The organism is Acinetobacter sp. 18QD2AZ41W, from assembly GCF_009829025.1.
In the GTDB taxonomy this organism is placed as follows: Bacteria; Pseudomonadota; Gammaproteobacteria; order Pseudomonadales; family Moraxellaceae; genus Acinetobacter; species Acinetobacter pseudolwoffii.
On the sequence record NZ_WURP01000005.1, the window covers coordinates 99,874 to 124,902 of the forward strand.

Genomic DNA, 25,029 nt, shown 5'->3' on the forward strand with positions numbered 1-25,029 from the left:
GTATAAAGGACTGAATAATCAGCCCTTTATACTACGAAATTGGTTGAATTAACAACACATTAAAGCGCAGCAATTTGCTCCATATTCGCTTTAATTTTCGCTAACTGATCAGCAAACTCAGCAAGTTTTACTTTCTCGCCTTCAACAACCGCAGCAGGCGCTTTCGCCACAAAACCTTCATTGCCAAGTTTAGTTGCAATTTGGTCATGCTGTTTTTGAACCTTGTCTAAGTCTTTTTGTAGACGACCCAATTCCGCTTTAGGGTCAATTAAGCCCTTCATTGGAACGAATACAGACACATGACCCACTACAGATGAAGAAGACAATGGCGGTTGTTCACCGTCCGCAAGGAAAGTAATGCTCTCAACTTTAGCCAACGCAGTGAATAACGCTTCAATACGTGTGATCTGCGCTTTTTCAGCATCAGTCGTGTTTTGAAGAAGAACAGGCAACAAGCGAGCATTACCTAGACCCATCTCACCACGGATGTTACGTACCGCACCAATCAAACCTTGAAGCCATTGCATATCTGCTTCAGCTTGTTCGTTGATTTTCGCTTCATCTGCAACAGGGTACTGAGCCAACATGATTGTTTCGCCAGAAATGTTCAGTTTCGGCGCAAGCGTTTGCCAAATTTCTTCTGTCAAGTAAGGCATCAACGGATGTGCCAAACGTAAAGACGCTTCCATCACAGCAAGAAGAACACGGCGGATTTCAGCTTTACGTTCTACCGAGATATTTTCATCATTCAGAACAGGCTTAGTCAGCTCGACATACCAGTCACAATATTCATTCCAAATGAACTCGTAAATCGCTTGTGCAGCCAAGTCTAAACGATAGGTTGCAAATGCTGTTTGCACTGCTTGTTCTGCTTTTTGTAGACGGCTTACAATCCACTGTTCAGGCAATTCCCAAAGGTCTTGACGTACTTCTTGACCAATCACTTGTTCTTCGCAGTTCATCATCACGAAACGGGTTGCGTTCCAGATTTTGTTGGCAAAGTTACGGTAACCTTCAACACGCTTCATGTCGAACTTGATGTCACGACCTGTGTTGGCAAGCGCACAGAATGTGAAACGAACCGCATCTGTACCGTAAGATTGAATGCCTTCAGGGAATTCTTTACGCGTTGATTTTTCAATTTTCGATGCTTGTTTCGGGTTCATCAAACCAGTGGTACGTTTTTGTACTAAAGTTTCAAGATCAACACCGTCAATCAAGTCTAATGGGTCAAGCACGTTGCCCTTAGATTTAGACATTTTCTGACCTTCGCCATCACGTACCAAACCGTGAACGTACACGGTTTTAAACGGAACTTGCGGTGTGCCATCTTCATTTTTCATGAAGTGCATGGTCATCATGATCATGCGGGCAACCCAGAAGAAGATGATGTCAAAACCAGTCACAAGTACATCAGTCGGGTGGAAAGTATTTAAGAAATAGTTTTCTTTATCTTTGGCTTCATCGCCAGTCCAACCTAAAGTTGAGAACGTCCAAAGACCCGATGAGAACCATGTATCGAGTACGTCTTCGTCTTGGTCTAATTGAACATCGGCAGGGATATTGTTTTTCGCACGAACTTCAGCTTCGTCACGACCTACATAAACATTACCATCTACATCGTACCAAGCAGGAATGCGGTGACCCCACCACAATTGACGCGAGATACACCAGTCTTGGATGTTGTTCATCCAGGCCATGTACATGTTGCTGTATTGCTCAGGTACAAATTTAATCTCGCCATCTTTCACCGCTTTAATTGCAGGCTCAGCAAGAGGGGCAATTTTCACATACCATTGGTCAGTAAGTAGAGGCTCAACGATCACGCCTGAACGGTCACCGCGAGGTGGTTTAAGCGTATACGGTTGGATTTGCTCTAACCAGCCTTCAGCTTCAGCTTGTTCAACTAATTTTTTACGTGCTTCAAAACGATCTAAGCCCACATATTCCGCAGGTGCAGGGATGGTTTTAGAAATTTGCTCGCCTGCTTTTGCGATGTATTCAAACTCAGCCAACACTTCAGCATTTTTGTTGAAGATGTTGATGATTGGCAATTCGCAGCGTTTACCCACTTCATAGTCATTGAAATCATGCGCAGGGGTGATTTTTACACAGCCGGTACCGAATTCTTTGTCAACATATTCATCTTTAACAATTGCCACGCTACGACCGGTAATCGGCAGGATGATGTTTTTGCCGACAAGATGCGCATAACGCTCATCATCCAGGGCAACTGCAATGGCAGTATCACCGAGCAGGGTTTCAGGACGGGTGGTTGCGACCACGATATAATCTTTGCCATCGTGCGTGCGCAATGATTTATCTTCAAAGAAATATTTCAGATGCCACAATGAACCTGCTTCTTCTTTATCAGACTCAACTTCTAAGTCAGAAAGCGCCGTTTGTAATTTTGGATCCCAGTTAACAAGGCGTTTACCACGGTAGATCAAACCTTGTTCATGCAGTTTTACAAATACCTCTTTGACCGCATTGGATAGACCATCATCCATAGTGAAGCGTTCACGTGACCAGTCTACAGAAGAACCCAAACGACGGATTTGACGGGTAATGTTACCGCCAGACTGTTCTTTCCATTCCCAGACTTTTTCGATGAACTTTTCACGGCCCAAGTCATGACGGCTAATACCTTCTGCACCAAGCTGACGTTCTACCACCATTTGGGTGGCAATACCGGCGTGGTCAGTACCCGGTTGCCAAAGCGTATTTTTACCTGACATACGGTTATAACGGGTCAATGCATCCATGATGGCATTGTTAAAACCATGACCCATGTGCAAGTTACCAGTGACGTTTGGCGGCGGAATCATGATACAGAAAGATTCGCCTTTTTCAGACGGCTTAAAGTAACCACGCTCTTCCCAAGTTTGGTACCATTTTTTCTCGATCTCGGTCGGATCGTAGGTTGTCGCGATATTTTGCGCTGAGTCAGTCATAGTCTAAACAGATCAAAAGTGAATGAAAAATTGGATCTATTGTAGCAAAAAAAATAGTGCATGCGGCAGCTTAACCAAATGCAAACTTTAGCCAATTGGCATGCAGAGCAACTCGTCGTATGATGCAAAGATAAAAAACGCGACTCATCGCAGAAGATTAAAAAGGATAACAAGATGAGCTATAGCATTTCCCTGAAGATCCAGCCTGAAACCCATCAGCGCTTTATCGACCTTCATTCTAGATTAAATGCCGGTGATCCAGACAGTCTGGCTAAACCGCTCGGTGAAAATCTGGCCGATATGGCCTGTGAAATTATTGACCAGATTTTTGGTCAGATGGTGCAGATCGCGAAATCTCCCGACAGTGAATCTGAAAAAGTGATTCAGCACATTATTGAGACGACACGTAAATATATGCCTTGGTCGGTTTCCTTATTTGGCAATGAACGGCTCATGCCCATGGTGAATTATCTGCATCGCATGACCTATACGCATGACGGCGATATTTTTGTGCGTTATCCGGTGGAAAAGATGCTGGTGATGGAGTTACTGGGTTGTGTGGATCAGATGAAAACCGGCAATCATCAGTATGTCTCGCCGGCACTCAAAGCCTTTACCCAGGTCGTTGATCAGGGCGTGACCTGTCTGATCCGTGAACCGAAAAACCTGTTGAAGTTTAATGTTGTGGTCGATAAAACCTTAAATGGGGTGATTCACCTAACCACCCAGCTCGGCTATAAACGTTTTGACAAGCTCGGTAGCATCTATGATGCTGATACGATGCGTTATTATTTCGAGCATTTACTGGCATTTCTGGAAGATGAAAGGCCGCACCATATTTATTAAAACAAAGGAAACAGGATTTCATGGCGAAAGTTGAAAGTTTAAATGGAAAAGTGGTCTGGATTACTGGCGCATCTTCAGGGATTGGCAAGGCGATTGCACAGCAATGTGCCGCACAGGGAGCGCAGGTGGTATTGACTGCGCGCCGTCATGAAGAACTGGAAAATGTGCGCCAAAGCCTGATCAATCCGGATCAGCATATTTCCATCACGGCTGATATCACCGATGAAAGTCAGGTTCGCCATGCCTATGAGCAGGTTGTGCAACAAAAAGGCCGGATTGACTGGCTGATCAATAATGCCGGACTCAGTCAGCGTGCCCTGATTGCAGAAACCACCATGCAGACTGAACGCGCCATTATGGAAGTCGATTATTTCTCGCAGGTATTTTTGACCAAAACCGTACTGCCAAATTTTCTGGCACAAAAAACCGGCCGTATCGTGTTTATTTCCAGTGTTGCAGGTTTGCTCGGTACACAATATCGCGCGTCTTATTCCGCAGCCAAAGCAGCAATTCATATGTGGGCCAACAGCCTGCGTGCTGAAGTGACAGATCAGGGGGTTGGCGTATCGGTGATTTTCCCCGGTTTTGTTAAAACCAATGTGTCCCTGAACGCTTTAAATGGTCAAGGGAAGCCGCAAGGGCATGCAGATGAAGCGATTGAAAATGGTCTGTCCGCAGAAGATTTTGCCCGTCAAACTGTACAAGCTTTGCAGAGTGGCGAAGAATATATCGTGATTGGCGGCAAGAAAGAAAAACTCGGGGTACTGGTGTCGCGTATTTCGCCAAAAGTCCTGTACAAGATGATTCGCAGAACCAAGGTGAAATAGATCATCCAGACTCAATAAAAAGGGCAGTATTGCCCTTTTTTGATCGCTCTGAAAAAGAAAATTAGAACAAACCTACAATTTAATTTCTGGAGGAGCTGACGCAAAGTGTGCACAACCCATCACACAGATATGCAGAAAATTACCTTTTCACTCTGGTACTTAAGTCAAAAACCGCTATGTTAGTTAAAAATAATAGTGAATTGGAATACGCTCATTCGATGAAAACACCAGTGCCAGATTATCTCAAGCATGTTTTAAGCTCCTGCCAAGACAATGATAAAGGGGCCTTGGCCGACTATATTCCTGAGCTGGCAGCAGTCGATCCAGAGAAGTTTGCTTTGGCACTCTCCACCGTAGATGGCACGATCTATTCCACCGGTGATGACGAGGTTGAGTTCACCATGCAGTCCATGTCCAAGCCTTTTGCCTATGCCTTGGCCTTGCAGAAAGTCGGCCTGACCAAGGTCATGGAAAAAGTGGGCGTGGAACCTTCGGGCGAGGCCTTTAACCAGATTTCACTGGAGAAAGACACCAATATTCCGAAAAATCCGATGATCAATTCGGGTGCCATTACTGCCCATTCCCTGATTCCCTATAAACGCACAGTATCCCGGGCGGAACAGTTGCGCCGTTTTTTAAGCGGTTTGGCTGGACGTGAACTGAGTTTTGATACCGATGTATATACCTCTGAACTGAAAACGGCGTTTCGTAACAGATCCTTGGGTTATATGCTGCGTACAGTAGGAGTATTGGAAGAAGATCCAGAAGCGATTGTCAATGGTTATATCAAGCAATGTTCAATCAAGGTGACGGTCAAAGACCTGGCGATGATTGCCGGAGTACTCGCCAACGGTGGGATTCAGCCGCAGACCGGTAAAAAATTATTGGATCGCTCTGTGGTGCGGCAAGTCCTGAGCGTGATGCTCACTTGCGGGATGTATGATGCTGCCGGTGACTGGCTGACCACGGTGGGCATTCCGGCAAAAAGTGGGGTCGCAGGCGGCATTATTGGCGTATTGCCTGGACAGGTGGGCATCGCCGTATTTTCTCCGCGAATTGATGAACATGGGCATAGCGCGCGTGGGGTCGATATCTTTGAACGTATATCCCGGGAAATGGGGCTACATTTAATGGAAGGAACGCCGTCGGCACAAACCATTTTACAAAACCGTTATCTCACTGGAAAACGCGATCATGTGGTGGTGTATGAACTGCGTGGCGTATTGCAGTTTACTGAATCGGAAATGCTGCTGCGTATTTTGGAAGATGAACCGGAAGGCAAAAAACGAATTATACTGGATCTGACCAATTTGACCCTAATTCATAATGTCGGCGCCCGCATGTTATTTGAAGGCGTGGCGCGTTTGAAAAAGGATGGTCATCCTGTTGTGGTGGTTGACTCGGAAGGAATTTTGAGTGAAGCACAGATGAAGGGTAATAAAAGAGTCGTGGTCAAAGAAAACCTGAACAAGTATCTAGAAAAATTTCAATAGACGCTTTTTCTGCTGTCTTGCTTGAGCACCGGCTGTATACCCGGAAATAAAAAAAGCCCCGATGATTCGAGGCTTTTTTAATAAATGATTTATTTAATATGTGCTGCAATGTCGCTAAAGATCACACCTAAACCATGTGCACCGGCATCCGGATAGCCCAAGCTACGGTCACCGACCGTACCCGCACGCCCCATACGTGCCACAATCTCTTGGGTCGATTCTGCACCTTTTACCGCAGCCGCTGCACCCAAGACAAAGTTTTCTTTAAAAGTCTTGCCGGTATTGGCAGACCATGAATCTGCACATGGTACTAGGGCATCAATCAGGGTTTTATCCCCCACCACGGCACCACGACCAAATGAACGCTCACCGGTCACTTGAATGCCTTTGACTGCCGCCTGCAACATTTCAGCAAAGTCAGCGACAGTTAAACTGGTTTTATCTTGAATGGCCTTACTCGCGGCACGGAAGGCTGAACCCCAGATTGGACCTGATGCACCGCCACAGTGTTCCATAATGATCATTGAGCAGTTCAGCATGAATTCATCCATATGCTGCGCTTGAATCAGACTTTGCCATTCACGTTTCAGCTGTTTAAAGCCTTTGGCCACGCTCATGCCAAAGTCACCATCGCCGGCATGGGCATCTAGCTCGCAGAAAGGCACTTCATTTTTAATAATGCAAGCCGCCATGACATCGACGACATAACGCATATTCTCAATCGTGAATTGCTCATTGCTGATTATTGCATGTTCAGGTTGGGTTTCAACTTCGGTATTGGCGCTGCGTTCAGCTGCTGCATTTTTTGCTGCAAATTCAAAAGGTAGTGCAGGTGAACCATCCGTTTTAAATGCAGGGGTATTGGCTTCTGCATCTAAATAGGTTTTCAGTTCAGCATCCAGAGCAAGTAAAGATACCGATGCACCGTTCATGTCGATACTGGTCATGTAGTTACCGACAAAAGTACGATAAATTTTGATGCCTTTACGTGCCAAATGTTCGCAAACATCGTTGTTAAAGACATACAGCTCCTGCATTGGCGTTGAACCAAAACCATTGACCAATACCGCTACTTCAGTCAGGTCAGGACGGTCAAGAAACAGGTCATCAACAATACGTTGTGCCAGTTCTTTTGATGGCAATATTTTTTCACGACGAATCCCCGGTTCACCGTGGATGCCCACGCCGTATTCCATTTCATCATCGGCAAGAGTAAAGGTTGGTGTGCCTTTGGCAGGAACGGTACATGAGCTATAAGCAAAACCAAGACTAATGACATTGTCCGCAGCTTTTTGAGCCACAGCTTTGACTTCCGCAAGCTCTAAACCTTTTGATGCAGCTGCACCGGCAATTTTATGCACCAATACTGTACCGGCAACACCACGACGACCGACAGTATATAAGCTGTCTTTGACTGCAATGTCATCTGCTACTTTGACGTAATCCACGTTAATGCCGTCATCTGTTGCAAGCGCTGCACCATTCTGGAAATTCATCATATCGCCAGAATAGTTTTTAATGATCATCAGCACGCCTTTGTCTGTTGCAACATGCTGCAATGCTTTGTAGACCTGAATTTGTGAAGGTGATGCAAATACGTCACCACAAACGGCTGCGTCTAACATACCTGCGCCGACAAAGCCTGCATGTGCCGGCTCGTGACCGCTGCCGCCACCACTGATCAGTGCGACATTATTATGTTTTGCTTTTCTTGAAATGATTTTGTGTGACTCGGTAAATGCGAGTTCTGGATGAGCGAGGACGAAGCCTTTGCACATTTCGACAACCAGGTTTTCAGGGTTGTTGATGAGTTTTTTCATTGGAACACCAAGAGTGATTGATTTGGGAGATAAATTTATTGCTCTATTATTATAGAAAGTAATGATTTTTGCAGAGTTAAAAATGTAAAAGCGGATGATTTGGGGTTGGGTGGTTAGAAAAGGGGCGGTTTTTGATGTATATTTATTTTTAAAAGAATCCCCCTAAATCCCCCTTTGATAAAGGGGGACTTACGCGAATTTGATTGCGGTTTTCGATTCGTGGTATCCCTCCCTTTTTTAAAGGTGAGCCATGTATGGCGCAAGAGGAGGGATTATTAAAAGAGAATAAAAAATGAAACCCTACAATAAAAACTTAAAACAAGCCTCGCGTGATTTACGCAACAACATGACCGATGCTGAAAAGTTGTTATGGTCACGACTTCGTAATAAGCAAATTTTAGGTTTGCAGTTCTATCGGCAAAAACCAATTTTAAATTACATCGTTGATTTTTACTGTCCTGCTGCCAATTTAGTGATTGAATGTGATGGTAGTCAGCACTTTACCGATGACGGTTTGGAAGTAGATCGGATTCGGGATGAGGCTTTGATGCAGCTTGGTTTGAAAGTGTTGAGATTTGATAATGGGCAGGTGGTGGGGCAGTTGGATGATGCGGTGGAAACGATTTATCAGTGTTGTCTGAAAGAGCTTTCATAAAAATCTCCCTAGATCCCTCTTTGGAAAAGAGGGACTTCGCGCGAATTTGATTGCGGTTGTGGATTTGGCTAGTTCCTCCCTTTTTAAATGGGAAGCTAGGAGGGGGGCTTTATGCAGAATGATAGTTCACAAGTGGGTTTAACTGAATGAGTGAATTTTTCATATTGAAATTCAAGTAACTTATTGTGTAACGTATTTGAAAAATTCTCCAAGTTATAAATATTATCTATATGACCGTGATCTAAACTAGCTTGCAGTGATTTTCTGAGTAAGCAATTTATAGCTTCGATGAAGGTATTTAAGTAATTTGGAGTAAGATTAATGTCATAGAGAAATAGTTTAATTTTTAATTGCTTCACAGCATCTTCATTGCCTTGAATATAGTAGATTAATGTAGAAGGATTAAAATCATCATCTAATTCAATTAGTTTAGATCCAAACCAAATTTCATCGCCAATATCAGAATATTTAACTTGGAGTTCGTAGCCACTTAGGAACCTTTCTGCTTGATATACACTCCAGCCCAGATCTAAAGGTGTATTAGATAGTTTACTTCTTTTAGATTTCCTATGCTTTACGAGCGAAAAAGAATCGATTAGTTGTTGATAGTTTTCTATCTTATGAATCTTAATATGATGAAACCACTCATCAATCAAATCTTTTTGAGTTCGAAAGTTAATAATGACTAAAAATTTTGTAAGGGTGATAAGTTTTTTATCTTTGATATGAAATTGAAGTCGTACAAAAATTTCTTCATATTTTATATATAGCAGAAAAAACCATAGAAATGGTAGATAGAGTATTGTCAAAATAATTGGTACGAAGAAATCTTGTAATGCTTGATAATTGATAAATGTTGAGGGGGCTTTAAAAGTTTGAAGAATGAAATGGATAAAGAATATGAGAAATATCAAAGCTAGTAAGAACTCACAAAGTTTTTTAACTTTCTGCTGTTCTATACTTTCATTAGCAACAGCACTCAAAATAGTTACAAGAGTGACAAATGGAATAATCAATATTAATTCTAAGAAGAAATTAAATGTATGGAAGTTAATGATAAATTGAAGGAGGATGCTTAAATTTATTGAGGATCGTATAGTTTGAATAAAGAAGTTATGTGAATTTTCTTTGATAGTATTTAAACTAAACATAGTGCCTATTGCAAATATTATATACCAAAAAAATGTATTTTTAAGTTGACTAATATCCCAGATTTGTATTTGGTATAAGATAAATACACTTAGCAAGACATAGGTAGTAATTAATAAAATAGCAGTAATAATTTTAATTTGAAAAAATGCTTTGATAACAGTGATAAGAGAATATCTGAGCTGAACATTTTTTACAGAGTAGAATATTAAAGCCATTATAAGTATGGTTCCCCATGTAATTGAGGCTAATTCTCTGGTACTAAATTGATCCATGATTTAGAAAATTGTTTTAGTTTTAATGGTTTAGTATAGTTTAATTTACGTGATTTTTTAATCCCTCCCAACATCCCTTTAAAAATGGGAGGAGCTGTCACGTAATGAATTTGATACGTGAAAGTCCCTCTTTTTTAAAGAGGGATTTAGGGAGATTAAAACAAAAAAATCCCCTCACTTGAGGGGTTTTTTATATTCGATACGAATGGAATCTTCCCCCTTTATCAAAGGGGGATCGAGGGGGATTAAACCACTGAATCATCCAAATTCGGCGCTAACCAACGTTTCGCTTCATCCAGCGTCCAACCTTTACGCTTCGCATAATCTTCCAACTGGTCGCCAGAGATTTTACCCACGTTAAAGTATTCAGTTTCAGGATTTGCATAATAGAAACCGCTGACTGATGAAGGTGGCCACATTGCAAAACTAGAGGTTAAGTAAGTTCCAATCTTGTCAGTTGTACCTAACCAGTCAAAGAGTGGCGCTTTTTCAGAATGTTCAGGACACGCAGGGTAGCCCGGTGCAGGACGAATACCGACATACTTCTCTTTAATCAAATCTTCATTCGACAATTGTTCATCTGCTTGGTAGCCCCAGAATTCTTTACGGATACGCTGGTGCAAATGTTCAGCAAATGCTTCCGCAAAACGGTCACCTAAAGCCTGCGCCATAATTGCAGAATAATCATCGCCTTTGGCTTTGTATTCTTGCGACAGCTCTTCCGCACCAAAGATTGAAACTGTAAAACCACCCAAATAATCCTGAGCCACATCTTTCTGTGCAATAAAGTCCGCCAAAGAATAGTTGGCTTTGCCTGTCACTTTATCCGACTGCTGACGTAGATGTTCAAAAGTATGGGTCACATTGCCATTTTCATCTGCCACAGCAACAGTGTCGCTTGCCACACGGTTGGCAGGATAAATGCTGAAGGTGGCACGCGCATCGAAACGTTTATTCTCGATGATATCTTTCAGCATAATTTGTGCTTGTTCAAACAAGTCACGTGCTGCTTCGCCCACTACTTCATCTTCCAGGATTTTCGGGAATTTACCCGCCAGACTCCAAGAAATAAAGAACGGTGTCCAGTCAAAATATTCCACCAAGGTTTCAAGTGGATAATTGGTGAAAGTTTCCGAACCAATGAAGTTTGGTTTTACTGGAGTGTGTGCACCAAAATCAATTTTAAAGCCATTTTCAATTGATTTTGCATAAGACAGTTTGGCGGCTTTCGGCTGCTTATTGGCTAAACGTGTACGGATTTTTTCATAATCCGCCGCATAGTCCGTTGCCAGTTTTGGTTTCATCTCGGCAGAAAGCAATTGTGTTGCCACACCCACGGCACGTGAAGCATCAGCTGTGTAGTACACACCATCATTTTGATATTGCGGTGAAATCTTCACAGCCGTATGCGCTTTAGAGGTAGTCGCACCCCCAATCATTAGTGGAATGTTAAAGCCTTTACGCTGCATTTCTTTGGCAACAAAGACCATCTCGTCCAGAGACGGCGTAATCAAACCAGACAAACCGATAATATCGACTTTTTCATCAATTGCGGTTTGCAGGATTTTCTCGCACGGCACCATCACGCCCAGATCCACGATGTCATAACCGTTACAGCCCAGCACCACGCCGACAATGTTCTTACCGATGTCGTGTACGTCACCTTTTACCGTCGCGAGCAGGATTTTACCTTTGGCTTCAGCTTGGGTTTTCTCAGCTTCAATAAACGGATTCAGCCAAGCCACTGCCTGCTTCATCACACGCGCAGATTTTACCACTTGTGGCAAGAACATTTTACCGGCACCAAACAGGTCGCCAACCACGTTCATACCTGCCATCAATGGGCCTTCAATCACATCCAGTGGACGGGTTGATTTTAAACGCGCTTCTTCAGTATCCTGATCGATATACGTTGTGATGCCTTTGACCAGTGCATATTCAAGACGTTTCTCAACAGATTCATTACGCCACTCAAGATTTTCTTCGGCTTTTTGCGTACCACTTTGACCACGATATTTTTCAGCGACAGCCAGCAGCCGTTCTGTTGCATCCTGACCACTTTCGCCTTGATTCTGGTTTTGAACCACATCTTCAACGGCAGCTTTTAATTCTTTATCAATGTCATCATAAATCGCCATTTGGCCGGCATTCACAATCCCCATGGTCATGCCTTTTTGAATGGCATGGTACAAAAATACTGAGTGAATCGCTTCACGTACTGGCTCATTACCACGGAATGAGAACGAGACGTTAGAGACACCACCTGAAATCATGGCATGGGGCAGATTTTCTTTAATCCAGCCAGTCGCTTCAATGAAATCAACCGCATAGTTATTATGTTCTACAATCCCTGTCGCAATCGCAAACACGTTCGGGTCAAAGATAATATCTTCAGCAGGGAAGCCCACTTCATTGACCAGCACATCATAAGAGCGCTTACAGATCTCTTTTTTGCGAGCGGCTGTATCGGCCTGACCATCTTCATCAAATGCCATCACAATCACTGCGGCACCGTACTGACGGCACAGGCGGGCACGTTCGACAAACTCGTCATAACCTTCTTTTAAGGAAATCGAGTTCACCACGGCTTTACCTTGCACGCATTTCAAACCTGCTTCGATAATCTCCCATTTAGAAGAATCGAGCATGATCGGCACACGTGAAATATCCGGCTCAGACGCAATCAGATTCAGGAAGTGCACCATGGCACCTTGTGAATCCAGCATGCCTTCATCCATGTTGATATCGATAACTTGTGCACCGGCTTCAACCTGCTGACGGGCAACATCGAGTGCTTCGGCGAAGTTTTCTTCACGAATCAGACGCAGGAATTTTTTCGAACCAGTGACGTTGGTACGTTCACCGACGTTCACGAACAGTGAATCTGGGGTGATGTTAAATGGTTCTAAACCGCTTAAACGACAAGCTGGCGCAATCTCAGGAATTTGACGCGGGCTAATGCCTTCCACTGCTTGTGCAATTGCGCGGATGTGATCCGGTGTGGTACCACAGCAACCACCGGTAATATTGATCAGACCGCTTTCCGCAAATTCTTTAATGAAAGCTGCAGTTTCTTCCGGTGTTTCATCATATCCACCGAAGGCATTTGGCAAGCCAGCGTTAGGATGTGCTGAAACAAAAGTATCCGCTACATCCGACACGGTTTTGACGTGTGGACGCATCGCATCTGCACCAAGCGCACAGTTAAAACCAATCGAGATCGGTTCTGCATGACGCATCGAGTTCCAGAACGCTTCTGCGGTTTGACCGGTTAAGGTACGGCCAGATGCATCGGTGATGGTGCCTGAGATCATGATTGGCAGTTCATAGCCCAATTCTTTAAAGACTTCTTTCACCGCAAAGATCGCAGCTTTGGCATTTAAAGTATCGAATACGGTTTCAATCAGGATGATGTCGACACCACCTTCAATCAGCGCTTTGGTTGATTCAATATAATCCACTTTTAAGGCATCAAAAGTGATGTTGCGGAAGGCTGGATCGTTGACGTTTGGAGAAATAGACGTGGTACGTGATGTCGGACCAATCACACCTGCCACAAAACGTGGTTTTTCTGGGGTTGAATATTTGGCACAGGCTTCTTTGGCCAGACGCGCGGCTTCACGGTTAATCTCGGGAACCAGATCTTGCATATGATAGTCAGACATCGAAACCCGCGTACCGTTAAAGGTATTGGTTTCAATAATGTCGGCGCCAGCTTCCAAGTAAGCTTCATGAATACCTTGAATGATTTGTGGTTGTGTCAAAACGAGCAGGTCGTTATTGCCTTTCAGATCATAAGCCCAATCAGCAAAACGCTCGCCACGGTAATCGGCTTCTTCCAGTTTATGGCGCTGGATCATGGTACCCATCGCACCATCGATAATTAAAATTTTCTTGGCAAGAAGTTCTTTTAAGGTGGCAAGTGTCGACATTCAAACTTTCTCAGTAGAAATCAAAAAACATCGTCCATATTAGCAGAATTAATGCTTGAATTCTGCGCCTCCTTTCTCAGAATGATGGATATGCATGATATGAAAATTTGATAAGTCAGTTAGAACAAGACAGGTTTTTGTTATCCGGTCTATGCAGTATCCAGCTTTAAAATGGGATCTGGCTAAAACTGGCAAAAATATATTTGAAAAATTAAGCTGATGCTTTTATTCATGAAATTGTCATATTTATTGACTATGCTCTGTACATAGAAATTATTGTCATCTTAAGCGTAGAGGGAGTTTCAAAGCTTTAAGCGCAAAAACAGGACACGTTTTTGAGTTCTGAAAAGCTGGAATTTTATCTTAAGTTGATGATTTATTGAATCAAACGGCAGTGTTTTACTCGGGATTAAACAGGACGAACAGCAGCAAGAAAATCTAAATTATTGCTTCATATGACAGCAGTTTGTCATATAATTGTCACAATTTAACTGAACAATAGGGGAATTCTTGAATCCTCTATTCCTGCTTGCATGAATCCTAATCAAACTCCCATAGATTCAGCACACGAGTCGGCTTCGCACAAGTCGACCAATGTTCACGTGCCGACACCAAAATTCTTTATGCCAGTTTTTCTAACTGTCATTATCTCTACTCTTATTTATATCGGTTTTCAATTGTCTGCCGATTTAGCGCATGTTCCTGCACTGGGTTTGTATTCAATTATTCTCCTGGCGACGGCATTGTTTATTGCGCTGGGCTTTGAATTCGTCAATGGCTTCCACGATACTGCCAATGCGGTTGCCACGGTCATTTATACCAATGCACTTTCTGCGCCTGTCGCTGTAATGTGGGCCGGTTTCTGTAACTTCCTTGGGGTTATGGTGGCCAGTGGTGCGGTGGCTTACGGTATTATTGCACTGTTACCTGTTGAGCTGATCATGAATGTCGGCTCCGGAGCAGGTTTTGCCATGGTGTTTGCCATGCTGATCGCTGCGATTGTCTGGAACCTGGGAACATGGTTTCTTGGTATTCCTGCATCCAGCTCACATACCCTGATCGGTTCGATTCTGGGTGTGGGTATCATGAACTACATTCTGCACGCGAGTAGCGGTGCATCGGGTATAGACATGGAGCAGGTGATGAAAGTCGGTAAGGCGCTGTTATTTTCGCCTTTAATCGGTTTTGCATTTGCCGCTGTGCTGTTCTTGCTGGTGAAAAAAATCTTTAAGAAACAGGTGGAGCTGTTCCAGCCACCTGAAGGTAATAAACCGCCACCCCCTTTAATTCGTGCCATTTTGATCTTTACCTGTACCGGTGTCAGCTTTGCGCACGGTTCAAATGATGGTCAAAAAGGCATGGGGCTGATCATGTTGATTTTGATTGGCTGTGTACCAATGGCGTACTCACTCAACAAAAACCTAGATCAACAGCATATCCAGACTTTTGGGCAATTGTCTGCGCAAACGGCCAATGCGATTTATCCAGACCATGCGGATATTGAAGATGAAAAAGCGCGTCAGATCATCACGACTTATATCCAAACCAAAGAAATCACCCCTGAAGTGGTGCCTGCATTGGCGAGCCTCACAGATCATTTAGGTGAAAAAGTCGGTAGCTATAGCAGCATTAGGGAAGTGCCTGAAGCACAGGTTTCAGAATTCCGGAATGACATGTACCTAAGTACCACGGCTTTCAAGCGTTTGGACAAAGCAGAAGCTTTACCTGCAATGACGGCTGAACAGGACAAAACGGTAGATCAATACCGTGACAGTCTGGATTCATTCTTGCAATACATCCCGACCTGGGTGAAAGTGGCCGTTGCTCTGGCGCTGGGTCTGGGTACTATGGTTGGCTGGAAGCGTATTGTGGTGACAGTCGGTGAGCGTATTGGTAAGCAGCATATGACCTATGGTCAGGGGATGTCTGCTGAACTGGTGGCGATGTCGACCATTGCGGCTGCGGATGGTTTCGGGATGCCGGTATCGACCACTCATGTATTGAACTCTGCGGTTGCAGGTACCATGGTGGCGAATAAGTCAGGTCTGAACTTCCAGATGGTGAAAACCATTCTGTCTGCCTGGGTTTTCACTTTACCCGCCACAATTTGTTTATCAGGTACTTTGTACTGGTTGTTACTTAAAGTTTTCTAATATTATTAGATAAGTAAAAAACGCTGCTTTTGCAGCGTTTTTTTATGAAGTTTTTTAAAATCCTCTCCCTTGGAGAGGGTTGGAGAGGGTTGGGGAGAGGGGGAGAATTTTGAATAAAAATAATATTGACTCTAGGAGAAGGGTAGAGTCAAGGAAATTAATTACTTCTTAAGCTTACTCAATAATCCCTTGGGTAACTTCTCTGTCGCAAAACCATACAGGGCAGCAAAAGGTAATGCAGTTCGCGCCAGATAAGCCACTCGCCACAAACCACCATGATTCGCACCCTGCATCATCAATTCCAGTGGATGATTCAGCTTCACTTCAGGATTGGCCACAGAGGTAGCATTACGCAGATCATGAATCCACAGGGCTGCCATCAGTGCATTTGTGGTTTCAGGTGCAAAAGCTTCGACATCAAACAGACTGGCACCGTTGAACGCGGCTTTTAATAGCGGATTCTTGGTGACTGAATACGTGGTTGTAGATGGAGCGATATTGATGCTGACACGTTGACCCTGAGCGCGAGCTAAAGTAGCACGCCATTGTTGAATGCGTTTGGCCAGTGCATAGTTTGGACCTTGTTCTACCACCAGACAGTCACAAATCCCATAAGACTGGTCACCAGATTGAATCAGCTCATGCGCATTTTTCTGAAAAAAGTGTTTGCGGCTTACAGTCGATACACCTTTGGAAATCAGTGTCTGTGCTTTGGAGCGCTCCGCATATTTCACTTTTGATGCTTCAATCACTTCACTTGGAACCGCATAGACATCGGTCGGGGTACACATATACATCAGGCTGGTATTGGCTTTTTGTTCGCTGACATATTTCATGATGGCATCCATCGCCATCGAAACACGCACATGCTTCTCGCCATCCAGATAGGCAATTGCGGCCAGATCCAGATCCGGCTCAAACTGTAATAGCCATTTAGCAATCTCGGGAATCTGAGTCAAAAGATTGGCACCGAGTTTTTCTTTTAGAACATCGTCAGGCGTATCTTCTGCAAGTGCTTCAGTACAGGGCGCATACAGCGTGGCATTGCCTTGGCTGATGGTATCGATAATCTTGCCCCAGACTCGGGTGTTGGGCAGGTCAATCGCCACAATATTGGCTTTCCATTTTGCCAGCCAGGTCAAAGGGCCAGCTTCAGATGCAGCACCAAACAGCACCATGGTTCGATCTGACAAATCAAACCATTCTGGGTGCGCCACACATTCACGCAGGGCATTGGCATGGCTGCTTTCCATAATACCTTGGTTTTCCCAACGTTCAATCTGCTTCACTAAGGCATCGCCTTGCAGCTTCTGGCCGTGGTAGGGCACATACCATTCTGGTGCAGCCTGACTGCTTCCCGTCAATTTAAAGCTATGTAGTTGATCGGCGGGCAAGGTGAGGGCATCTTTCAGTAAATGCTTCTGGCCATCACGGTAAAATTCAAAGGTCTGATGCGCCTGTGCCAGACCATCTTCAGCAATTTTCAGGCTGGCTTCAGGCGAGCTTAGCCCTTGCTCGACCAGTTGCTTAAAATGCACGGTATATTGTTTGCGCCAGTTTTTTTCTGATTGTGCCTGTGCAGCACTGTGCTGATTCACATTGGCCAAAGCTGCTGCGATGATCGCGCGTCCTGTTTTTGAGCTACTTGGTTTTTGTTGATTGGACTGAAGCGGAAATTGAAGACCGTCTGGTGTAGTGGACATGCAAAATATCTCGTAAATGACAGTAATTAATATACAGATGTATACATTATCGCTGCAAAATTCACTCCAAGATTGGCAATAAGTGACATCATGACTTTTTAATATATTACGAGATGTTTCAAATAAATGAGAGAGCCATGGCGCTCTCATTTATTTTTAGCGGAAATATCAAGCTTATCTTATATGTAGCCTTATTTCTCTAGCCTTCAATAACCCTGATTAAAACGGAACCTGCATCAGTTTATTCAGGAAATGCGGAATCAGGCGTGGCTCCAGAATAATGGTCATGATCACGCCGTAGGCTGCTCCCCACAAATGCGCGCTATGATTAATGTTGCTATTGCCTTTTTTGCCTGACCAGATGCTATAGGCCACATAGAGCACGGCAAAAATAATCGCAGGAACCGGTATAAAGAACACAAAAATCAGCTTCCACGGCTCAAACAGAATATAGGCAAACAGCACTGCAGAGACTGCACCTGATGCACCAAGGCTGGCCCAACGCTGATTATTTTTATGGGTCAGATAACTTGGAATAATAGCTGCAATCAGACCGCCCAGATAGAACAGAATAAAACCCAGATCATATAAATACTGACGATAAAAGCTCTCGATCACACTGCCAAAAAAGAACAGGGTAATCATATTGAATAGCAGGTGAGTTCCATCGGCGTGAATAAAACCATGGCTAATAAAGCGGTCATATTGTCCACGTTGCAGTGCCGGTGGCCAGAAAATCAGGCGATTCATCACCGTCTCTTTAGAGAAGGCAATAAAGGACACAATACAGGTGATCAGAATAATGGTAACGGTGTGATTAAAAGGTAAATCAAGCATATAAAGTAATTCTAATGGTGCCTATTTGCCAATTATGATGCCATTAAAATTGCACTAAAGTTGTACTTTTATAATAAATCCGACAATTTTAGTTGATTTTTAAAAATTCCCCCCGATCTTCAGTTAAAATAGCCGTCTGAGCTTGAGGAAATTATTGTTATGTCGACTGAGAACAGCAGCACTCCAGTTGTTGGTGAAATTCCCAACTTATTGATTACACCAACAGCACAAGAGTATTTAAAGGATTTACTGGATAAACAGAACACCCCGGGTATTGGTGTGCGTGTTTTTGTAGAACATCCGGGTACTCCTCGCGCTGAATGTTGCATGGCTTATAGTGCACCTGATGAAGTTGTACCGACAGATTATAAGCAGGAATATCCTGAGTTCCCTGCTTTTATCGACTCGCCATCTATTCCGTATTTACTTGATGCCGTGATTGACTACAACAAAGACCGTTTTGGTGGTCAGCTGACCTTCCGTGCGCCAAACTCTAAAGTGCCACGTGTGGGGCCAGATGCATCGGTAGAAGAGCGTATTACCTATGTATTGCAGTCTGAAATTAACCCGGGTCTGGCAGGCCATGGCGGTAACTGTGCCCTGGTTGAAGTCAAAGAAGACCCAGAGCATGGCTTAACGGCGGTGCTTAAATTTGGTGGTGGTTGCCAGGGTTGTTCAGCGATTGATATCACCTTGAAACAAGGGGTAGAAACCACGCTAAAGCAGCATATTCCTGAATTGATGCATGTCGTTGATGAAACGGATCATAGCCAATCTGAAGGTGCGTATATGAAATAAGCTGTTCTATAGAATAGTTCATTTATCGCATTCTAAAAAACCTCGAACTTTCGAGGTTTTTTATATAATTAAAATTAATGATAATAATTATCGATAACAATTGCATTTAGAATTATATTGATTACAATGCGTGACAATTCAAGCAATATTTCTTCATAATTCACCTGTGGGGCACCTTCGGATATGAACAAGCCGTTTATGAAATCGACTTTAGCTTTTGCTATACTTTCAGCTTTGGCAGCTTCAGTACAAGCACAAAATCAGTTAGTTGAAGAACAAAAGGCAGCAATACAATCTGAAGCTACTAAATTACAAACTATTGTGGTGACCACAGCGGGCGGTTTTGAACAAAATATTGCTGATGCACCTGCTTCAATTTCAGTCATTACGGCAGAAGAATTACAAAAAAAATCATATACAGATGTCATTGATGCTGTAAAAAATATGCCAGGTGTATCCGTTCAAGGTGGCGGAAACAACAAAGAAATTACCATTCGAGGTATGGGCGCAGCTTATACAAAGTACCTTGTTGATGGCAGACCAGTAAGTGCGGGTAGAGCAGTTAATGGCAATGGTACAGACGGCGGGAAAATTGGTGCATATTTACCACCAATTGACATGATTGAACGAGTAGAAGTCGTGCGTGGTCCAATGTCATCACTTTATGGTTCAGATGCCATGGGTGGTGTGATCAACATCATCACTAAAAAAGCATCTTCTAGTCATTGGCATGGAAGTATTTCTCCTGAATATACGAAATCTGATAATGATTACGCAAATGATAGCTATGGCGTGAGCATGTATGTCACAGGTCCATTAATTAAAGATAAATTATCTTTAAGTCTAGATGGTAATTTCCAAGGCAATGATGAAAGTGACTATATTGGTGGAGAAGGGCAAAAATCTGGTTCAAGTGAATCTGAGAAGAAAGTGAGAAAGCTTGGTACTGAACTAGTTTGGAATGTCGATGAACATAACGACATTGGTTTGAGATATGACTATATGGGTCAACAGTACACAACAACACTGGGTAAAAGTGTGGGTGTTGCAACTCAAGCATCAATTAATGAAAACGAAAAAAATCTATATACCTTAACGCATAAAGCACGCTACGATAATTTTACCCTCGATTCGTATTATCAAGATGAAACGACTAAAAAAGTTTATAGTGGTGCTGTCGCCGACAAAAAAAATGAAGAACTAAAAGTCTTTAATACACAAGGTTCTTTTTTCTTGGGCAATCATGCTTTAACAGTGGGTGGCCAATATCAAAAAGAAAAAATTACCGATACCACCAATGGATTAGCCAGTATTACAGGGGTGACGGCTCTCGATCGATGGTTATTTGCTTTATACGCAGAAAATGAGTGGAGTCTTACCGATAATTTCGCTTTAACTGTGGGCGCTCGCTACAATAAAGACGAATATTTTGGTGGTGAAATTACACCGCGTGTCTATGGTGTTTATCATTTAACTGATACTTTCACCTTAAAAGGTGGCGTAAGTACAGGCTATAAACAACCAACGATTAGCCAAATTTCAGAAGGATTTGGTAGCAGAACCGGAAAAGGCAGTGCTGTGATCATTGGTAATCCTGATTTGTCTCCAGAGAAAAGCACCAGCTATGAATTTGGATTTAACTATTCAGCCCCTGAACTTGGTTTAACGAGCAGTTTAATGGTCTTTAAATCTGATTTTAAAGACAAAATTGTAGAAGATCGTTTATGTGAAACACCGGGGACCGATAATAGTTCTCCTGTTGAACTATGGAAATGTTCTGCAAATGGCAAGCCATATCGATTTGTAAGCCAAATGAAGAACGTTTCTGAAGCGGAAATGAAAGGTGCTGAATTCACTTTAGATTATGATTTACTTGATAATTTGCATGCGAGTACAAGTTATACCTATACAAAATCTGAGCAAAAAAGTGGTGAATTTAAAGGTCAGCCTTTAAATAAAATGCCAAAACATATGCTAAACATCGGTCTTGATTATGAGGTTTCAGATACTTGGAATACTTGGATGGACTATAATTATCGTGGCAAAACAAGTGATTATTTAAGCCGTACTGCTATGGATAATGGAACACCAGGATATGGTACTTTTGATGCAGGTGCCGTATTTAAAGCAACTGATAAATTAAGTCTTATGGCTGGTATTTACAATATTGCCAATAAAGAAATTACCAATGGTGACCATGATATTGTACTTGATGGACGTCGTTACACTGTTGGTATGAATATCAAATTCTAATTTATCGTGAATAAAAAAGCCGCCTTAAGCGGCTTTTTTTATGCCTTTTTAAGCTCCTATCAGAAATCATGATGAAAATAACAATAAATGCTAATGATAATAATTATCAATATTAATTGCATTTGTGGAAATCCCTGTTACACTTCGCAACCGAATAAACATGATCTCTTCATAACTCTTAGGACGCGCAAGGTATGAATAAGCCCTTCTTAAAAACAACTTTAGCTTTCGCAGTATTTACAGCAATGACTGTTTCAGTCCAAGCGCAAGACCAAGTTACTGAAGAAAAAGAGGGAATCGTACAGGCTGATGCGACCAAATTACAAACGATTGTGGTGACTGCGAGTGGACAGGCAGTTGATGTTAAATCTGCGCCAGCTTCAATTAGTGTCATTACGGCAGAAGACATACAGAAACAGCCTGTTTCAAGTCTGGCCGATATCTTGAAACGTGTGCCCGGCGTAACAGGGGGCCTAAGTTCAAATGGGGCAGGTTCCAAAATACAATTACGCGGGATGCCTGACAATTACACGCTGATCTTAATTGATGGTAAACGTGTCGGCTCTTCTCGAGATACCAATTATCGTGCAAACCTAGGACATCAAGATCTAAACTGGGTGAGACCAGAAATGATTGAACGTATTGAGGTTGTACGTGGACCCATGTCTTCTTTATATGGCTCTGATGCGATGGGTGGAGTGATCAACATCATTACCAAAAAAATCCCTTCAGAATGGGGTGGCTCATTGACCTTAAACCATACCATGCCAACGACATCTTCGGATTTAGGGCGAACCATTCAATCAGGACTCGTGGGATATGGCCCTTTAACCGATACACTAGGTATGCGTGCGACAGTCGGGATCACTGAACAGGAAGCGGATCAAGGCTATCAAATCTCTGACCGTAATCTTCCCGGAATGGCAGGAAGTAAAGCAACCGGACAATCGGGTAGTCGTGATCAGAATGCGAACTTAAAGTTTGATTATACGCCGAACGATATTCATAGCTTATCTTTAGAGCTGGGTTATGGCTTGCAAGAGAATAATGCCTCGACCACGCCTCAGGTGGTGGATGGTAAAGAACAGGCTTTATTAGCATGGGGCCCATCTGAGTTAGAACATCGTTCAGTGTCTCTATCACATGATGCTCAATGGGATTTCGGTGATTCAAAAATTACGGCTTACTACAATGATTATGATCAAAGTCAGGTGACAGAGACTGGGCCGACCACACAAAAATCCAAGGAAAGCATTGTAGAAGCTAATCTCAATATTCCGTTTAAATTAGGTGTAGAGCATGTTGCGACAGTGGGAGGTCAATGGAAATCAGAAGAACTGGTTAATACCCGTAATATTGGGCTGGCTATTCCAAGTTATGACGGCAAAGAATATGGTTCAGAGCTAGAAGGAGATACCTGGGCATTGTTCGTTGAAGATAAAATTGTTTTTAATGATCAAGTCAATTTGACCCTTGGTAACCGTTTTGATCATCACGATAAATTTGGCACACATAATAGTCCACGTGCTTACTTGGTGGTGCAACCAAATGATGCATTGACCATTAAAGGTGGTGTTGCTCAGGGCTTTAGAGCTCCTTCACTCAAAGAGAATACTGCAGGTGCAGCGACGCGTTCAGGGGGGAATGGATGTACATCCTTGAAACCTTTAGGCTATGTATCGGGCGGATGTTATATGGCGGGTAATGCAGACCTGCAGCCTGAAGAAAGTACCAACTATGAACTTGGATTTAATTTTGCTCAAAATGATTTTGATCTCGGTTTAACTTATTTCCACACAGATTTTAAAAATAAAATTGAATATCGTGCTTTAGGAGAAATTAATGGGGTGTGGTGGACACAATATCAAAATGCTGAAAAAGCGCGTGTACGGGGCTTGGAAGCAAGTGTGGCATTACCACTTTTAGAGAATTTAAGCTGGAAGACCAATGCAACCTATTATTTTGAATCAAAAAACTTAGTGACTGGCAGAAATCTTTCAACGATTCCCGAGTTATCCGTTTATAGTGCACTCAACTGGACTCCCACTGATCCACTTTCATTGGAACTTGCAGCGCAATATACCGGTGAACAATATACGGCAAGTATTGAAGATACGGTAGTGATGCAAAAACCACATACGGTATTTAACTTATCTGCGAATTATGAAGTGAACGATCAAGTGACTGTTCGAGGTGGTCTCAATAATTTATTTGATAAAAAATTAGTAAATGCTTCAAATGATTATTATCTGGATCGTCAGGAAGTCTTTGTCGGACTGACCTATAACTTCTAAACAATTTAAAAAGCCGCTCTCGAGCGGCTTTTTAAGCTTTATACTTTAAGAATCTTCAAAGTATCTTCTGAATAATAAAACTGTTCCAGATATCTGCGTGTACGTTCACGTAAATGACCTTGTGAAACCATCTGTTGAATGATCGGGTTCAACAATTGCTGTAACTCATGCTGGATTAAGGCTTCATCAATATTCAGATCACGCAGCAAGCTGTCAAAAGTATGTTCCTGATTGCGTACATACCAGGTATGAACTCCATCATGAACTTGCTGTTTTAGATAATCCGTCTGACGCAAATGATCCCAGATCTCATGTCCTAAACCGACTGTCTGATTTAAATCCTGAAGCTCAATATAATTTTTCAATACCGATACCGGCATATCTTTAATTTTATGCCAGAGATTGGCCTGAAAATGATAGAGTTTTTCATCATCAAAGTGCTGGTTCAGCACATGTTCACTCATCTGGCTCAGTTTTAAAATATTCTTTTGCAGATAACGCGCAATAGTACTGTCCAGATCCGTATCGGTGACATTTTCCAGTACCGACTTGCCCATTTTCATAAAACGGGAAACCCCGGGCACGTTTTTAGCGATGACAGAATTATCCAGATAATCCTGAATGGAATGCTGGATCAGTTGCGTGATCATGGCCGAAAATGCCGGATTATTCACGACGGTCTTAATCAGACGCTGACGATGGCCACTTTTACTGGCAACATATTGTGCGATTTTATCCACGGTCAGGACTGGAATCACATCGGCAATTTTGGTCGTATCGTTGGCCGGATGTACCAGTGCAAAACGGATATGCTCAGCAATCTGCTCAATCAGAAAGCTGCTGGCAGCAGTATCCAGAATCTGTTTTTGTAAAAGCTGATGAATCAGATCACAGCTCCATAGATCTTTCAGGTTCTGTTTACGCAACCACAGATAAAACGCATGAAACTCAGTTTGAATCGTTTCAGATTGAGAAAATGCCTGATCGAGAAAATCAAGTTGAGCATCGATCAACTGCTCAATCATCGGGTGTTTCTGCAT

15 protein-coding genes are annotated in these 25,029 nt (G+C 42.9%); 8 read left to right on the forward strand and 7 right to left on the reverse strand.

Translation table 11 applies throughout. The annotated features are described in order from the left end of the window. Positions 1-59: 59 nt before the first annotated feature. Positions 60-2,954, reverse strand: a complete 2,895-nt coding sequence (locus GVV58_RS09335; protein ID WP_159516414.1) for a valine--tRNA ligase — start codon at positions 2,952-2,954, stop codon at positions 60-62. A gap of 174 nt (positions 2,955-3,128) precedes the next feature. Between GVV58_RS09335 and GVV58_RS09340 the strand changes: the two genes are divergently transcribed. The 3 genes from GVV58_RS09340 to GVV58_RS09350 all read left to right on the forward strand — a co-directional run bounded on the left by GVV58_RS09340 (position 3,129) and on the right by GVV58_RS09350 (position 6,120). Further along, positions 3,129-3,800 carry a hypothetical protein gene (locus tag GVV58_RS09340; RefSeq protein WP_159516415.1) on the forward strand — a complete coding sequence of 224 codons (672 nt, stop codon included), beginning with the start codon at positions 3,129-3,131 and terminating at the stop codon, positions 3,798-3,800. Positions 3,801-3,820: 20 nt separating this feature from the next. Continuing rightward, on the forward strand, positions 3,821-4,627 hold the full coding sequence (locus GVV58_RS09345; RefSeq protein WP_159516416.1) for an SDR family oxidoreductase: 807 nt from the start codon (positions 3,821-3,823) through the stop codon (positions 4,625-4,627). A 218-nt stretch (positions 4,628-4,845) separates the two neighbouring features. Next, positions 4,846-6,120 carry a glutaminase gene (locus tag GVV58_RS09350; RefSeq protein WP_100355297.1) on the forward strand — a complete coding sequence of 425 codons (1,275 nt, stop codon included), beginning with the start codon at positions 4,846-4,848 and terminating at the stop codon, positions 6,118-6,120. 89 nt (positions 6,121-6,209) lie between these two features. On the opposite strand, the gene dhaK is transcribed toward GVV58_RS09350, so the two are convergent. Continuing rightward, the gene (gene dhaK, locus GVV58_RS09355) at positions 6,210-7,940 is read right to left on the reverse strand and encodes a dihydroxyacetone kinase subunit DhaK (RefSeq protein ID WP_159516417.1); all 1,731 of its coding nucleotides are present in this window, start codon (positions 7,938-7,940) and stop codon (positions 6,210-6,212) included. 292 nt (positions 7,941-8,232) lie between these two features. Between dhaK and GVV58_RS09360 the strand changes: the two genes are divergently transcribed. Next, positions 8,233-8,595 carry a DUF559 domain-containing protein gene (locus tag GVV58_RS09360; RefSeq protein WP_159516418.1) on the forward strand — a complete coding sequence of 121 codons (363 nt, stop codon included), beginning with the start codon at positions 8,233-8,235 and terminating at the stop codon, positions 8,593-8,595. A gap of 95 nt (positions 8,596-8,690) precedes the next feature. Here the strand turns inward: GVV58_RS09360 and GVV58_RS09365 are convergent, their stop codons facing one another. Both GVV58_RS09365 and metH read right to left on the reverse strand, forming a co-directional pair. Next, positions 8,691-9,962, reverse strand: a complete 1,272-nt coding sequence (locus tag GVV58_RS09365) for a hypothetical protein (RefSeq protein ID WP_252721264.1) — start codon at positions 9,960-9,962, stop codon at positions 8,691-8,693. Positions 9,963-10,264: 302 nt separating this feature from the next. Beyond that, positions 10,265-13,951, reverse strand: coding sequence for a methionine synthase (gene metH / locus GVV58_RS09370; RefSeq protein WP_159516420.1), 3,687 nt, complete (start codon positions 13,949-13,951; stop codon positions 10,265-10,267). Positions 13,952-14,484: 533 nt separating this feature from the next. Between metH and GVV58_RS09375 the strand changes: the two genes are divergently transcribed. Then, positions 14,485-16,104 carry an inorganic phosphate transporter gene (locus GVV58_RS09375; RefSeq protein ID WP_005096235.1) on the forward strand — a complete coding sequence of 540 codons (1,620 nt, stop codon included), beginning with the start codon at positions 14,485-14,487 and terminating at the stop codon, positions 16,102-16,104. Between the two features lie 161 nt (positions 16,105-16,265). Here GVV58_RS09375 and GVV58_RS09380 read toward each other — a convergent pair whose 3' ends face one another. Then, positions 16,266-17,807 carry a hypothetical protein gene (locus GVV58_RS09380; RefSeq protein ID WP_159516421.1) on the reverse strand — a complete coding sequence of 514 codons (1,542 nt, stop codon included), beginning with the start codon at positions 17,805-17,807 and terminating at the stop codon, positions 16,266-16,268. 219 nt (positions 17,808-18,026) lie between these two features. Then, a complete protein-coding gene (locus GVV58_RS09385; RefSeq protein WP_159516422.1) occupies positions 18,027-18,644 on the reverse strand; it encodes a rhomboid family intramembrane serine protease in 618 nt (205 codons plus the stop codon). A 159-nt stretch (positions 18,645-18,803) separates the two neighbouring features. On the opposite strand from GVV58_RS09385, the gene nfuA reads away from it, so the two are divergent. The 3 genes from nfuA to GVV58_RS09400 all read left to right on the forward strand — a co-directional run bounded on the left by nfuA (position 18,804) and on the right by GVV58_RS09400 (position 23,989). After that, positions 18,804-19,442: a Fe-S biogenesis protein NfuA gene (gene nfuA / locus GVV58_RS09390; RefSeq protein WP_005096238.1), complete on the forward strand. Its 639-nt coding sequence runs from the start codon at positions 18,804-18,806 to the stop codon at positions 19,440-19,442. Between the two features lie 183 nt (positions 19,443-19,625). Further along, entirely contained in the window at positions 19,626-21,695 is a 2,070-nt protein-coding gene (locus GVV58_RS09395) for a TonB-dependent receptor (protein ID WP_159516423.1), read from the forward strand. A 194-nt stretch (positions 21,696-21,889) separates the two neighbouring features. Then, positions 21,890-23,989: a TonB-dependent receptor gene (locus GVV58_RS09400; RefSeq protein WP_159516424.1), complete on the forward strand. Its 2,100-nt coding sequence runs from the start codon at positions 21,890-21,892 to the stop codon at positions 23,987-23,989. A 38-nt stretch (positions 23,990-24,027) separates the two neighbouring features. Here GVV58_RS09400 and GVV58_RS09405 read toward each other — a convergent pair whose 3' ends face one another. Then, a complete protein-coding gene (locus GVV58_RS09405; protein ID WP_100355289.1) occupies positions 24,028-25,029 on the reverse strand; it encodes a hypothetical protein in 1,002 nt (333 codons plus the stop codon).